This window comes from Fusibacter sp. JL298sf-3 (genome assembly GCF_053842995.1).
On the sequence record NZ_CM132608.1, the window covers coordinates 2445674 to 2460512 of the forward strand.

13 protein-coding genes are annotated in these 14839 nt (G+C 45.7%); 8 read left to right on the plus strand and 5 right to left on the minus strand.

The window, feature by feature from the left end:
* Window positions 1–8: 8 nt before the first annotated feature.
* The 4 genes from ACR6HW_RS11560 to ACR6HW_RS11575 form a co-directional block, all read right to left on the minus strand.
* Window positions 9–791 (minus strand): alpha/beta fold hydrolase, encoded by a 783-nt coding sequence (locus tag ACR6HW_RS11560; protein WP_455727883.1) that lies wholly within the window; start codon window positions 789–791, stop codon window positions 9–11.
* The gene (locus ACR6HW_RS11565; RefSeq protein ID WP_455727884.1) at window positions 788–1408 is read right to left on the minus strand and encodes a TetR/AcrR family transcriptional regulator; all 621 of its coding nucleotides are present in this window, start codon (window positions 1406–1408) and stop codon (window positions 788–790) included. The genes ACR6HW_RS11560 and ACR6HW_RS11565 overlap by 4 nt, the downstream gene beginning before the upstream one ends.
* Before the next feature lie 168 nt (window positions 1409–1576).
* Window positions 1577–2434 (minus strand): SDR family NAD(P)-dependent oxidoreductase, encoded by an 858-nt coding sequence (locus tag ACR6HW_RS11570; protein WP_455727885.1) that lies wholly within the window; start codon window positions 2432–2434, stop codon window positions 1577–1579.
* 11 nt (window positions 2435–2445) lie between these two features.
* A complete protein-coding gene (locus ACR6HW_RS11575) occupies window positions 2446–4383 on the minus strand; it encodes an FAD-dependent oxidoreductase (RefSeq protein WP_455727886.1) in 1938 nt (645 codons plus the stop codon).
* A 134-nt stretch (window positions 4384–4517) separates the two neighbouring features.
* On the opposite strand from ACR6HW_RS11575, the gene ACR6HW_RS11580 reads away from it, so the two are divergent.
* Complete coding sequence (locus ACR6HW_RS11580; RefSeq protein ID WP_455727887.1) at window positions 4518–6032, plus strand: PucR family transcriptional regulator; 1515 nt, start codon at window positions 4518–4520, stop codon at window positions 6030–6032.
* Here the strand turns inward: ACR6HW_RS11580 and ACR6HW_RS11585 are convergent.
* A complete protein-coding gene (locus ACR6HW_RS11585; RefSeq protein WP_455727888.1) occupies window positions 6024–8027 on the minus strand; it encodes a sigma 54-interacting transcriptional regulator in 2004 nt (667 codons plus the stop codon). The genes ACR6HW_RS11580 and ACR6HW_RS11585 overlap by 9 nt on opposite strands.
* Before the next feature lie 214 nt (window positions 8028–8241).
* On the opposite strand from ACR6HW_RS11585, the gene ACR6HW_RS11590 reads away from it, so the two are divergent.
* From ACR6HW_RS11590 to ACR6HW_RS11620, 7 genes are all read left to right on the plus strand, one after another.
* On the plus strand, window positions 8242–8604 hold the full coding sequence (locus tag ACR6HW_RS11590; RefSeq protein ID WP_455727889.1) for a RidA family protein: 363 nt from the start codon (window positions 8242–8244) through the stop codon (window positions 8602–8604).
* A gap of 1 nt (window position 8605) precedes the next feature.
* Window positions 8606–9712 carry an alanine racemase gene (locus ACR6HW_RS11595; RefSeq protein ID WP_455727890.1) on the plus strand — a complete coding sequence of 369 codons (1107 nt, stop codon included), beginning with the start codon at window positions 8606–8608 and terminating at the stop codon, window positions 9710–9712.
* 11 nt (window positions 9713–9723) lie between these two features.
* Window positions 9724–10575, plus strand: coding sequence for a carbon-nitrogen hydrolase family protein (locus ACR6HW_RS11600; RefSeq protein ID WP_455727891.1), 852 nt, complete (start codon window positions 9724–9726; stop codon window positions 10573–10575).
* 242 nt (window positions 10576–10817) lie between these two features.
* Complete coding sequence (locus tag ACR6HW_RS11605; protein ID WP_455727892.1) at window positions 10818–11621, plus strand: DeoR/GlpR family DNA-binding transcription regulator; 804 nt, start codon at window positions 10818–10820, stop codon at window positions 11619–11621.
* Between the two features lie 158 nt (window positions 11622–11779).
* The gene (locus tag ACR6HW_RS11610; protein WP_455727893.1) at window positions 11780–12646 is read left to right on the plus strand and encodes a carbohydrate ABC transporter permease; all 867 of its coding nucleotides are present in this window, start codon (window positions 11780–11782) and stop codon (window positions 12644–12646) included.
* A gap of 10 nt (window positions 12647–12656) precedes the next feature.
* Window positions 12657–13487: a carbohydrate ABC transporter permease gene (locus tag ACR6HW_RS11615; RefSeq protein ID WP_455727894.1), complete on the plus strand. Its 831-nt coding sequence runs from the start codon at window positions 12657–12659 to the stop codon at window positions 13485–13487.
* Window positions 13488–13501: 14 nt separating this feature from the next.
* Window positions 13502–14833: an extracellular solute-binding protein gene (locus ACR6HW_RS11620; RefSeq protein ID WP_455727895.1), complete on the plus strand. Its 1332-nt coding sequence runs from the start codon at window positions 13502–13504 to the stop codon at window positions 14831–14833.
* The last annotated feature ends 6 nt before the right edge of the window (window positions 14834–14839 follow it).

The window sequence follows — 14839 nt, forward strand, 5'->3', positions numbered from 1 at the left end:
AGCTTTTTTTATGAGGTGGGCACCCACGTATACGCCGAAGTCGTCTCCAGGGGCGCATTTTTAAAAACCTGTGACAGAAGCTCAGTAAGGGCGGTTGGGTTTTCATAGGGGATCCCATGGCCACAGCCTTTGAACTGGATAATGCCACGGCACTTAAAGCCTTGCGCCAGCTTTCGAGCGGAGTTTAAGAGCATTCGGTGTTCATCTTCACCCACGACGATGACGATGCCCGATCCCTCGGGAAGCGGCGGTGTGAGTTCAAACAGTTGATTGGCCCTCAATAAATTTTCAAGTGTGGTTCGGCTAATGGAAAGCGACGTTTTGAAGTACGCTTCAAATAGGTCGTCAGTGATTCGGAGCGTTTTGCTCTGAGCTTTGGCAAACCATCTGTAGCGCGCCAGAGGCATCGCCAGTGCGGCGGCGATACCGACCCATTTTGCCGTGAATTCCGATCGACGGTTGAGGCAGCTGATCAGCACGGCGTGGGTAATAACCGCTCTGTGATGGGCGTAGAGGTAGGCGGCGATTTGTGCCCCGATGGATAAGCCTACGACGGCGCCTCTGCCGTCAGGGCTCTCTGCAGCGAGAATTTTGAGAACTTCTGAGGCGGTGGCTTCAATGGTGGTGAAGTCGAGTTCTGAGTTGGCGCCGTGTCCCGGGAGATCGAAGGTCACCCATTTGTAGGCGCTGAGGGCTTCTGACACTTCTGTCCACAGCCACGGACCGGTGCCGGCGCCGTTGATGGCGATGACGAGAGGGCCGTCGGGATTGCCCGTACAGGTGTAGTTCATAGGACACCGCCTTTCAAAAGACCTGTTTTTACAAGGGTCAGATGCGGTTTTAAGACCGTCTCAACACAGGTTTCCAGAGCGTCTTGTCGTGCCATCATCTGAAGGGCCATGGCATTAAAGCCGTTGAGTATCAGCGATACATGAGCGATTACAGCTTCTTTTGACGCCGTGTATTGAGACCAGTCGACGCCTTCGACCAGCGTCTTCTCATAGCTGCCGAGCACCGTTTGCCTTAGCGCGTGAATTTCGGCGGCACATGGCGTTCCGAAATCGAAGGACACTTTTAAAATCAGTTGGTACACTTCCGGCGCCGAGCGCCGGAAACCGATACTGCTCTCTGCCAGTGCCCATACCCTGTCGATGTAGCAGTGGGTATTCAGCGACGCGTGGGTGAACTGGTAGTCGACAAATTGTTTCAGCGCACACTCGATGACGTAGAGGTACAGCGTCTCCTTTTTGTCGATGTACTTGAATAAGCCGCCTTTTGAAATGTCGGCGGTTTGAATGATGCGGTTAATAGAGGCCTCTTCAAATGTATGCGCGGAGAACTCGGCGGTGGCGGCTTCCAATAGCCGCCTTTGGCGTGTGGCATCGGTTTTAAAAAAAGCTGCTTTCAAATGGCATTCCTCCTTTAGAGACTAATTGGTCTCTAAATAGTATCACAGAGGAGAGACGTCGTCAAGTACGTCCTTATAGTTGGACGAGGAAAAAATAGCTTTAAATGGCAACAAAAAACAGACAACTAAGCTTCATAAGAGAAGGGTTGTCTGTTTTGGTTGAAAAACCTATTGTTGCTTAAACAAGGCTATATCTGGATTGTGTCCATCTAATACATTTTTTACACGCAATCCGATTAGTGGGGTGTAATTAGGGTGTGTCAAGATATAAAAGTTTTCATCTTCAATGCCTTGGAAGACACTCATCCCCACTGAGTCAATGGGAAGACCGGTCTCAATTACGAATTTACCGTATTTTTGTCCGGCTGCATATTCAGGGCTCTTGTAGTAAGGGTCGTCGTTTAAGGCAAACTTGCCAGTTCTTCGAGAGTCACAGTTGTGAAGATCTGTTTGAATAAATCCCGGGCAATAGACGGACATTTTAATTTTACTTTTAATGGATTGAAGCTGATAGCTCACGGACTCACTTAAACCCACATTTCCGAACTTAGTCATATGGTAAGTTGGCATTGTTGGAGAACTTACTAAGCCGGCAACGCTGGCAACATTGACGATATGACATTCAGTATCTTGCTCAAGCATAATTGGAATAAAAGCTTTTAAGCCGTACATCACACTGTATAAGTTAGATTGCGTAATATAGTCCATATCGTTAACAGGAATTTCCCATATCTTCCCTTCAACCACAACACCTGCGTTGTTGACCAAAAGGTCGACTTGACCAAAACGCTCAATAGTCTTCTTTGCGACATCTTCTACTTGGTCATATTCTGTGGCATCTGAAACGAGTGAGAGCACTTCAGTACCTTCTGCTATCAGAGTATCAGCTAATTTCTGTAGATTGGTTTCATCTATGTCGGTAATAACGAGTTTCATTTTTCTTTTAGCGGCTTCTTTCGCTAAAGCATGTCCAATGCCATTGGCTGCGCCAGTAATAACCGCGACTTTGTTTTCAAATGCTTTCATGATGTGCTCCTTTATAGAATAAATGCTTTTTCCATACCCGTTTCAACAGCTTGACCAATTCTACCAGGTCTTACAGCATCGCCTAATACGAATACGCGGTCAAAGGCTTCTTTGAATTCATTAACGGCGGTTCTGTTAACTTTTACACCTAGTGACAACACAACGGTTTCTGCTTCCATAAACTCAGGTGCATTAGAAAACGTATCCATAAGATTTACACCTTCAGCGGTAATGCCCATTAAGCGCTTTCTCGGAATTAAATTGACATTGTGCTGTTTTAAGCGCATTGTAACGTCTACAACATTGGCTTTATAAGCCTCCTTAGCAATTTCATTTTGCATTTCAATCACTGTGACGTCGTTCCCTTTTTCGGCAAGGTATTCAGCGGTTTCAAGTCCAGTTAGGCCACTACCGACGACTACAACTTTGCTAGAACTGATTTGTACGCGTTCAGCTAAGACGTCTTCAATCGTGCAAACATTTTTACCTTGTACGCCTGGGATTGGCGGAATGTTAGGTTCAGCACCTTGTGCCACAAACACGGCATACGGTTGAAGTGCCTTGACGACATCGACGCTGGCTTCAGTACCCATGCGAACATCAACACCTAGGCGTTTCATTTCAGCTTCTAAATGCAATAAGAATTTGGTTAATTTTGTTTTTAATGGCGGTTTGCTGCCTAAATAAACGGAGCCCCCTAAAACGTCGTTCTTTTCAAATAAAGTCGTTTTGAAGCCGCGTTCAGCTAAAGTAATAGCGCTTTGCATACCAGCGGGACCGCCACCGATTACTGCGACTACTCTGCCATCGCCATCTCTTTTCATGCAATCGAACTCTTTTTCTCGACCCATTTTGGGGTTCACGGCGCATTTTAATCGTTTTCCGGACATGAGCTCTTCTATACAATACAAACAAGAAACACATGGTCGAATTTCTTCATGTTTGTTTTCAAGGGCCTTGTTAGACCATTCTGAATCGGCGAGTTGTGCTCTTCCCAATGCGACAAAGTCAAGGTTATCTTCTTTGAGAATGTCTTCCGCCACCTGTGGTGTGCGTATAACATCACAAGCGATTACAGGAATTTTAATGGCTGACTTAATCGATTTTGCCAAGTGTCTTTTCCAACCTTCTGGATAAGAAATGGGTTCGATGATTGTCAGCATGGAATCGTAGGTCCCAGAGCTTACGTTAATGGCATCAACGCCTACACTTTCAAGATAGCGTGCAATTTTAACGGCTTCATCTAACTTAATGCCACCATCGAGGTATTCATCGCCGTCAATACGGACAGATATAGGAAAGCCCTTACCGCAAATATGGCGGATGCCGGTGATGATTTCTGTAATAAAGCGCATTCTGTTTGCAAAGGAACCGCCGTATTTATCCGTTCTAAGGTTTGTTAGCGGGCTTAAAAATTGATTGATAAGGTAGCCGTGAGCACCGTGCAGCTCAATACCGTCAGCACCTGCAATCTGAACAATTTTAGCGCCTTTAACAAATTTTTTAACCAGTTCTTCAACTTCAGAAGTTTCTAAAGCCCTAGGCATCTCGCCAATGACGTTGCTCATCACCGCGCTAGGCGCTACAATTTGCTTGCCTCCAATTAAGCGGCCATGTGATTGACGGCCAGGATGGTGAAGTTGGAAGAAAATTTTTGAATCGTAACGGTGCACCGCTTTAACAAGTTTTTCAAGTCTGGGAATTTGATAAGCTTCTGTGGCACAAAGTTGGTTAGAGGTTCCAACGCCATATTCGTCATCAACTCTAGTGATTTCAGTAATAATTAAACCACAACCGCCTTTAGCCCTCTCTTGATAATAACGAATAATTTCGTCTGAAGCTTCCCCAGTTGAGGTCGCTAAAGAAGTACCAATCGCAGGCATAACAATTCTGTTTTTAAGCTCAAGTTGGCCAATAGTGCCTGTAGAAAATAATTTTGAGTTTTTCATAAACGTCACCTTTCTTTTTTATTTGTTAAAAAGATAACACGAAATCACTGTGCAGGACTATGTTTAAAAAATAGAAAATAACGTTGAAATTTGTGCACAGTGCACTATAATGAATGTATAAACGGAGGTGCAATATGGGTGTGACCATGCGTGAATTGGCACAGAAAATAGAAGGGAATCTCGAGTATAAGGCGTTTATTCATGTGTCGAACACGGAAATTAATAAGATTAAGTTTCTTTTAGAAGGGCAAAAAGAGTTTTTTGAAGACCATTTGTATATAGGTGATTTGGAACTGTTAAGCACATTGTCTGCAACAGAATTAACAGGCAACTTTGTGTTTTTTGTTGAAGCGTACGTCGACTTTGAAGACTGGAAATATCCAGGTATTAATGTGCTTGTTGTGAAAGGCAAGAGCAAACTGTACGAAGTCTCTAATCTTATAAATGAAGTGTTTACTGACGCTATGACTTTGTCTGCTTTTAAACAGTACACGTCTCTTCAACAGTTGGCAGACCACGGAGAGCATTTGTTCAACAACCCTGTTATTATTGTAGACAGCAGTTTTAGAGTGATTGCCCACTCCAATAGGGACAGAATTGAAGACGCGGTGTGGAAGCTCAATGTCCAGCGCGGGTACTGTTCCTATGAGTTTATTGCTTACGTCCGCACTATGGACGATATGAAAAATTCGAAAAACAATTCTGTACCATTTCCGCTCAAATGTTACAAAAGTCCCTACGACAGATACGCTTCAAAAGTTTTTTTAGAGGGCAAGTTGGTGGGGTATATTTTAGTTCTTCTACAGAACAAAGGTTTATCAGAATCGGATAAAAACATGTTGTATGAAATTGCTGGTTTAAGTGGGGCGTGTTTCAAGGCGCTGTTAAGCCATAAAAATATGTTGTATATAGAACATGAAAATTTCTTAATGGATCTTCTAGACAAACGCATTAGCAGCCAAGAGGTTTTAGATGAGAAAATTAAAATTCACAATGAATTTCTAAAAAGCAAGTATGTGGTCATTTGTTTTGACTTGACGGATTTTAAAGTTGGGACAAAAAAGAACGATTTTTTAGCGGAGAGCATTAATCATCTCTTTTACCGTCGACATATTTACTATGAAAACTATATTGTGCTTCTGTACGACTATGACCATTGGTTAGACAGCGATCGCCTTAATGAAATTAATGATTTTGCTGAGTTGAACAACATCGTCATTGGTATAAGCGATGAGTTTGTCGATTTAACAAGAGCGTCGGCGTATTATAGGCAAGCCAAGCAAACGGTTTTATCAAAAAAGCGATACAAGCTCAAGTCGAGTTGCTTGCGGTACAAGCAAATTAGCTATTTGGCTTTGGCGCTTGATTTCGAAGAAAAAGGAGGGGATACCTATTGCTATACCCATCCTTCTTTAGAAAAACTCAAAGCGTATGATGATGTAAATGGCACAGAGTTCTACTTGACCCTGTACACGTATTTGTTAAATGATCAAAATGCGGTTCTTACTGGAAAGGATCTATTTATTCACCGAAATACCGTTAAATATCGAATAGAGAGAATTGAAGAAATTGCAGATGTCTGTCTAAATGATCCCTATGAGAGAATAAATTTGCTCGTATCGTATACTCTAAAGGGGTTTTTACTTTGAACAATAAGTGGTTAAGTACGCATCGCCTTTAGAGGTGAGTACGGTGCCTCTTCGGCCTTGTTGTAAAAGAATGTAGCCCATTTCGCTTAAGTTCTTTAAGTGTTTTCTTACTTCGGCTTCTGAGATAGTGCACGTGGTTTTATTTAGGTGCTCTGTTAAACTGCGGCGCCCTGTGCTGTGTCCCGATTTTTGCCTCGTGGAGAGGGTTCTGAGAATAGCCATTTTAATCTCTGTGTCATCCAATGGGCGCATGAATGCCGGCCGTTCAATATAATCGGGCAAGCTTTCCACAGATAGGGCCGTATCGTCTATAACGCTCAAGTACTCGATGATGTTCTGTAGTTCGCGAACATTTCCAGGCCAAGTATAAGCGCTGGCGAACTTGTAAAAATCGGAGGTGGCTTCTAAGTTGTGAGGGGCCATGAAGTGCTGACATAGCAGTTGGATGTCATTCTTGCGTTTTCGAAGCGGCGGCAATGTTAAGGATAAAACGTTCAGTCTAAAAAACAGATCTGTTCGAAATGTTCCATTTTCTGTCATATCTTTGAGGTTTCTATTTGATGCGGCAATAACTCGGACATCTACAGAAATCATTTGGGTACTCCCAACTCTTCTTATTTCTTTTTCTTGTATGGCTCTAAGCAACTTCCCTTGAAGTGGGTAGGGCAGCTCCGAAATCTCATCTAGAAACAAGGTGCCGTTGTGCGCTTTTTCAAACAGGCCCATTGCGCCTGTTTTTTTAGCGCCTGTAAAAGCAGCACCTTCATAACCGAAAAACTCTGATTCTATAAGGGTGTCGGGAACTCCAGCACAGTTTACTGCCACAAAAGGGCCATTTTGCCGTGTAGATGTGTTGTGGATAGCGCTGGCAAAAAGTTCTTTTCCCGTACCACTTTCGCCATATAACAATACGGGGAGTTGAGACTTCGCAAACTTAGTTGCCAGTTTTTTTGCAGTTAGGAGTGATTTTGAAGTTCCGATAATATCCTGAAAATCATATTTTCCAATAAGACCATCACCTGTCAATTGTTTGTGAACGCGGTGGTGAGCAGCGGCTATGTGATTGTATTTTTCCATGAAAACAACTTTTCCGAGCCGCGGGGTATCGGGATCTAAAAAGCGAGTGTTGACGATATAAGTGTGGTTGTTTAACTGTACAACTTGTTCGTGTATTTCGCCAGGTGCCTTTAAAATAGATATTTCTGGGACGGCTTCGCAGAGGTCTTCTAGGTGGAGAGGCTGACGAGATGGGGGTGGTATCAACTTGCTGAAGTGCGTGTTGTAGGACGTAATGCGTTGGTCCTCTGATAGAACAGCCACTGCGTGTTCCAATTTGTCGTAGAGTAAACGCCATTGTAGAGAGAGAAATTTGTTGTTTTCTAAAAGGGTTTGCACCCCTTTGAGAAAATTTGGGACCATGGGGAGGTAGTTTGAAAATACACAATCAATGGTCTTCATATCCATATTAAAATAGCTTAAAATATCCATGATTACATCGGCTGTGATGATTCGACTTCCAATAATCGTCATAGGCACATCTAGTGACGGAAGAAAATCATATTTTCGGTGGGTTATCACCCATGAGACGTCAGGGAAAGATGTTTTCATATCAGGTGCCCACGGCAAAAGTTCAAGGGTATTGATACCGAGCTGATAAATGTTTGTCATGGTTTCGTGAGCCATGTAGCTGTTGATGTTCACAACAGCTGTTTTGGTGCCAGGAGGAATGGTTTTAAGCTTTTCACAAGCGTCTGCGGAAATGGTTCGCCGCATAAGAAGCAGTGGGGCTTTGCACCGAATATAAGGCTGCATTTCAATGAGGGCAGAGGGTTCGTGCAGCAAGATCAAGTCTGCGTTGTATAGAGGGTGTATTGGGACGGTGTCAGAAGCGTGGCAGGTTATGGTAAAAAGCTCTCCAAAGATATGCTCAAGTTGTTTGACTAAAAAAGTACTGCTCCAAGCGTACTGGGTAATGATGCTGATGGTGGGTTTCATAGGCACTCCTTAATTAACGGGAATAATCCCGTTTGTAAATGGGATACTCCCTATATTTATGTGGTTATCGTCAGTTTACATCAATTCACCAATGGGTTCAAGACTCTTTTGTCAGTGGGTTGAGTAAGGTAGGCGCTATTGGCATCATATTTGCATAATAAAGAGTTGTGAATAAATAGAAGCAGAGCCGTATTTGATTTTTTAGGAGGTTTTTATGTCAAACAAAAATGAGGCACACTATGTGCCGGTCTTAGCACACAATGGGCTTATTTACACTTCTGGACAGTTGCCAATTGACCCGACAACAGGCGTTAACGTTGACGGTGGGGTTGAAGAACAAACACTTCAAGCCCTGCAAAATTTAGAACGTGTCCTCAAATCAGCCGGATCGTGTAAAGAAGCGGTGATTCAATGTCGCCTCTATACACCGAATGTATCGAACTGGGACTGCATAAATAGAGTTTACGCTGCTTTTTTCGGAAAACACCGCCCTGTGAGAACCATTGTACCGACGACGACTCTCTATGGTGGCGCTCTTATAGAAATTGAGGCAATCGCTGTAGAAGGGGGGGCTTAGAATGAAGATTTCTGAATTGACAACACCTACTTTACTGGTGGACATAGACAAGGTCTTGGAAAACTGTGAGCATATGCAAAGGTACGCGCAAGAACAAGGGGTCCAACTGAGGCCTCATGCTAAGACACATAAAATGCCTTTTTTTGCGCAAAAACAAATTGCTTTAGGCGCGTCAGGGGTGGCCGTTGCAAAAGTTAGTGAAGCAGAAAGTATGGCGCGTCACGGGGTCAAGGACATTTTTATAGCCAATGAAATTGTGGGTAGCAGCCAGTTAGAATGTCTTAAACAATTAAATAAGCGTATTGAGTTGTCCTTTGGCGTCGATTGCGTAGACCATATCAAAAAAATTGATCAAGCGTTTAAATACTCTAGAAAGCCCGCGCAAATCCTTATTGAAATCGAGGTCGGCGAAGAACGCTCAGGCGTTGTTGAAGAAGAAGCTTTCCTAGAACTATTGGCGGCGATTAAACAGACTAAAAATGTTTGCTTAAAAGGTGTGTTCTCTCACGATGGGCACTCTTACGAGGCTGAAACTATAGATGAACTCCGTAAGATACACTTTGACAGTCAGGAAAAAACACTTTATTTTGCCGCTATAGCTAAATCTCAAGGTTTTCAACTCCAAGTAGTTAGTATTGGTTCGACACCGACACTTATTCGCCAGTGGCCTATTCTACAGGGGATTACAGAAATACGGCCGGGAACATATATTTTTATGGACAGTTCACAAGCACATGCGCTTGGAGACGAAAGTCGCTGTGCTGCCACTGTCTTGGCGTCGGTAATAAGCAAACCTACTGAGTCGAGGGTTGTACTGGATGTAGGCGCAAAAGGTCTGACGCAACAAGTACGCTCTATAGGCCTTTTGAAGACGCGGGGAATGGGGACGCTGAAGGGTTATGGCGAAACGACTATTCATCGCATGTTTGACGAGCACGCCATTGTTGAACAGGCGGCTTTTTCAAAAAGCGTTCAGATCGGTGATAAAGTTGAAATCATTCCCAATCACATCTGTCCGGTAGTGAACCTCTATGACAAAGTGCACTTGGTTCGTAAAGGCTTAGTTGTAGGAGAAGCAGTCATTGCTTGTAGAGGCAATGTTCAGTAAAGGAGATTTCAATGCGTGTTGCAGCTTTTCAAATGCTTATTGAGCAAGATTTAAAGTTAAATCTAGATACTGTTTCTAGAGTGCTGGAAACTCTGAAGGCAGAAAATATCGATATGCTTGTGTTGCCCGAAATGTTTGTTTGCCCTTATGATATTGAACTCTTTGCAAATTTTGCACAGAAAGAAGAGGGAGAGGTTTGGAAGGCTTTATCGAACCTCGCTAAAACCTATGGGATTTTTTTAGTAGGAGGCTCTGTACCTGAAAGTGCCGATGGACACTTATACAACACTTCTTATGTCTTTGATCCCATGGGCAAGGAAGTTGCCAAGCATAGAAAAATACATCTGTTTGATGTTTCTGTGACAGGTGGACAGCATTTTAAAGAATCAGAAGTTTTGTCGGCCGGTGTTGAGCCGACTGTTTTTCAAACACCTTTTGGCAAAGTTGGCCTTGCCATTTGCTATGACTTTAGGTTTCCAGAGTTGGCGCGCTTAATGGTGGATGCCGGTGCTGAAATTTTGGTGATTCCAGCGGCTTTTAACATGACGACAGGACCCTCACATTGGGAAATTTTATTTAGAACCCGCGCTTTAGATAATCAAGTCTATACCATAGGTGTGGCGCCTGCGCGTCGAGAACAGGCTTCCTATGTTTCTTGGGGGCATTCTATAGTGGTGTCACCCTGGGGCGAAACGGTTGAACAACTGGGAGCAGAAGAGGGTGTTCTCGTGGCCGATCTAGATTTGAGTCAGGTACAGTCGGTACGAAAATCTCTGCCCCTTTTAAAACACAGACGTCTAGATGTGTATCGATGCGAACCTGTTAAGTGCTCAGAAGGGGATAGACGACGCCGTCGTTTGTAGCTAAAGAAGCGATGACTGATTGTGTTGAGTCACTGCGTAAAAAGTTCTCGACTATCTTTATGCTGTCGAGAACTTTTTATCGCGTGTAAGGGGGGGCTTTCGCATGGCGTAAAAGCCCCCCTAAAAATCACTTTTTCCTTTTCAAAGCTTTAACGTCAAATTAACAGAGGCCCCTTTGAACGGAGGCCGCTCGATTGTTAAGATAGCGTAGTAAAGGCTTTAAGGCGAAGGGAGGCGTGTTCATGGCGATGACACAGAAAGTTAAACGGCGGCACAGAGACATTATCCGGTTGCTGGAAACCGAAGGGGAGGTGTTTACAGGGACGGTTGCCGCGCGGTTTAAGGTGACCAAAGAAACGGTTCGAACGGATTTCGACCACATTGCAAAAGTCTACGGGTACGAGCGTGTTCACGGCGGCCTTAAAGTTAGGGCACACGAAGAAGCGACGATGACCTATTTCTATCAAAGGCAGAGCGCCGAGCACATGGAGGTGAAAAAACAGATTGCTCATCGGGCAGTGGATCTCATTTCCGATCACGACTGTATTTACCTCGACGGCGGTTCGACGACGGCCTGCCTGATGCGGTACTTAAGTCGCAGGCGGCATTTGACAGTGGTGACGCCCTCTGTGGCCATTTTGCTGTCGTATGTGCTGGAGGGCGGCGCAGAGGCGTTTGAAGAAGCCGGACACCGATTGGTCTTTATCGGTGGTGCTGTGGACCTTGCCATTCACACCACTTATGGGGTGGTGTTTGATGCGGCGATTGAGGCGTACAACTTCGATGCCGTATTGGCTTCTTGCGACAGCGTGGACCTCGAGGCAGGGGGCAGTAACCGCGATGAAGTGGCACATCGCGTCGCCGTTGGCGCCGCCAAGCGCGCAAAGCGCGTCGTCTTAATGGCAGACAGTTCAAAGTTTCATCAGGTGCGCCCATACAGCACGTTTCAGTGGGAAAAGGTGCACTATTTGGTGACCGATTGCGTGTTAGACCCATCGGCGGAAGCGCAATTAAAGCAAAAAAATGTCGTCTATTACAAGGCGTAAACTTTGTAAAGCCAAATAAAATAACAAAGAATTGACAGAGAGACCAAGAAAAGCGGTAAATCTTTACACAGCTTAACGCGGTCTTTATTTTTTTTGCATGTTTCGGTGGTATGCTCAAATCGACAACAGATAGGGACTTAAAACGCTAGGAGTGAAACATGAAAAAAGTCAAAATGCACTGGGGCTTTGTGTTGCCGTTCGGCATACCGTTGTTGCTCTTTTGGATTGTACCGCTGGTCAGTGCGCTGTGCATCAGCTTCACAGACTGGGACTACATTTCCTCAGACTTTAACATCGTCGGGCTGGACAACTACATCGGCTTGTTTCGAGACCCCGATTTTTCAAAAGCGGTTTGGAACACCTTTGTCTTCAGCGCCGGCACCATCGCCGGCACGCTTGTCTTGGGATTGCTGTTTGCACTGCTTTTTCAGCGCAAGTTTACCGGTAGCCGATTTTACCAGATGGTGATTTTCTCACCGTGGATTACGCCGACGGTGGCGGTGTCTATGGTGTGGTCGTGGCTCTACGACCCGGAAAAGGGGTTTGCCAACTACTTGCTGAATCTTTTGGGGCTGCCCGCTTCCAAATGGCTTCAGAGCAGTGAAACGGCCATGCTCGCCATTGTCATTTTCACCGTTTGGAAGTCCATCGGGTGGACGATGTTGTTTTATTTGGGGGCTCTGGAACGCGTCCCTAAAAGTGCCTACGAGGCGGCGCGCATAGACGGTGCAGGGTACGGGTCGCGCTTTTTCCACATTACACTTCCGTTGATTTCACCCACGACGTACTTTCTGTTTATTGTCAACCTAATTTCGGCGATACAGGTTTACGATCAGATTCAGATTATGACGCAAGGCGGCCCCGGCGGCAGCACGAAGACGCTGCTTTACTTTTACTACGAGAAGGCTTTTCAGAATTTTCAAATGGGTGCGGCAAGTGCGGTGGCCATGGTCATACTTCTGTTGATACTGGGGCTTTCAATTGTCAGCACGGCCATCAGTCGAAAATACGTTCACTACGAATAGGAGGCCTCTTATGAAAAACAAAGCGGCAGTGGTCGCCAAACACTTTTTTCTATTGCCTGCGGCAGTGGTCTTCGCCTTTCCGTTTGTGTGGATGGTCATGGGGGCTTTTAAGACCAACAACGAGATTTGGCAGACGCCTTACAAGCTTTTACCGGCACAGTTTGACATCGGTGCGGTTCTAAAGACGGCGTCGGAAATTCACTTTGGTCGGTATGTGTTCAACAGCTTTTTTATCGGCGTAGTGGGTACCTTGGTCATGCTTGCCGTCACCACGCTGTTTGCGTATGCTGTGGTCTTTATGCCCACGCGTTGGACCCGCGGCCTATTTGCCGTCATTATGGGGCTGTACATGTTGCCCGGCGCCGTGACTTATGTGCCTTCATATGTGATTTTAAGTCGCATCGGTTTAATTGATACCCTTACAGGGCTAATGTTCAGCTATCTGGCGAACATCTTTGCGCTCTTCTACCTGAGGCAGTCGTTTATGAAGACCAGCCGGTCGTATGTGGAAGCGGCGCGCATTGACGGTGCCGGTCATCTGAAGACATTATGGCACGTGATTTTTCCCATGAACCGGTCGGCTTTTTTCACCGTGTTTGTACTGACGTTTATACAACAGTACAACAATTACATGTGGCCGAGCATTATGTTGAACGACCCGGAGAAGTACCTAGTGTCTCAAGGACTTAGACAGTTCTTTATACAAGAAGGGGCCTACGGCATGAACTGGTCTGAGGTGATGCTGGCGAGCACTCTCGCCATCTTGCCGGTGGTCGTCCTCTTTATCATCGCTCAAAAGTGGTTTCTAACGGGCATTGCCCAAGACAGCGGTTTAAAATAAGAAAGGATAATTAAATGAAAAAATTGATGTTATGGATGAGTGTTTTGTTAGTGATGGTTTCGGTTTTGGCGGGGTGTGCGCCCAGTGGGGCAACAGGGGGTGTCGATTCGACGGCGGAACCGATTGAAATTCCGTTTTGGCACGCGCTTGGTGGCAGTCTCGGCGACGGGATGCAGGCCATTATTGAGGCGTACAACAGCGGACAGTCGCAGTATGTGGTAAAGCCCGTAGTGGTGGGAAGCTACTCAGAAATCGACGAAAAGCTTCAGGCGGCGTATGCGGCAAAGAATGTTCCGGCACTTGTAGTAGGCGGTTCTCAGGAAATGTTTTATCAAAAGGGACTCGTAGAGCCGTTTGAGCGCTACATGCCGGACACATACGACAAGGCCGATCTCGTCGGGGGCTTTTTAAAAGCAGGTGAAAAAGAAGGAGAACTCGTGTTTGCACCGGCTTACGGCACCTCGCAAGTGCTCTATTACAACAAGGCGATTTTAGAGGCGGCAGGCCTCGACGATACGGCGCTTGAAAGCTGGGACAGCTTGGCGGCCATGTACCCGAAAGTCAAGGGCATCGACACCGGTGTTAACGCAGTGAAGTACGTTTGGGAGCCCATGTGGGGTTCTGGCAACATTATCGACATGGCGCAGAGCAACGGCGCAAAGTTCCTGTCAGATGACGGCAAGACGGTGTTAATCAATAGCCCCGAGTGGGTGGAGGTCCTGGAGCAAGTGCGCGTTTGGCTTCACGAGGACAGCTCTATGGCCATTCACTCCGGCGGACAGGGTTGGGAATACTGGTACAAGACGATGGACGATTGGGTCTACGGCAAGTCAGTGGGGTATACCGGCAGTCCGGGAGATTACGCCATTGCTCTTGAAGCGGTAAAAAAGGCGGTGGCAGAAGGGCATATTAACCAATTTGCCGTCGCGTGTCAGCCGGGGTGGGGCGACAATGCACCGGCGCCGAGTTTTTCAAGCTTGATGTATTTTATTCCGAAGAGCGACAACTTGACTGAAGCGCAGAAAAAGGGCGCGGCGGACTTCGTGACGTACGCCACCAACACCGCTAATACGGCGGCGTTTTCCATGGCGACGGGGTATGTTGCCGTGCGAAAATCGGTTTTAGAGTTACCTGCGTATCAAGCGTATCTAGGCGCTAATCCCGATGCCGATAGGGCACTTAAGCAAATTGACCAATACGCGGTACCGAGTTTTATCGATCCCACTGGCGGTGCGATTTTAGAGGCGCTCAGTGAAGCGGTAGATAAAGTTGAAATTGAAAATATGCCGGCTCAAGAGGCGCTGGATGCAGCAGCTGCTAAAGCACAGAACAAACTCAATCCCTAGAGAGGA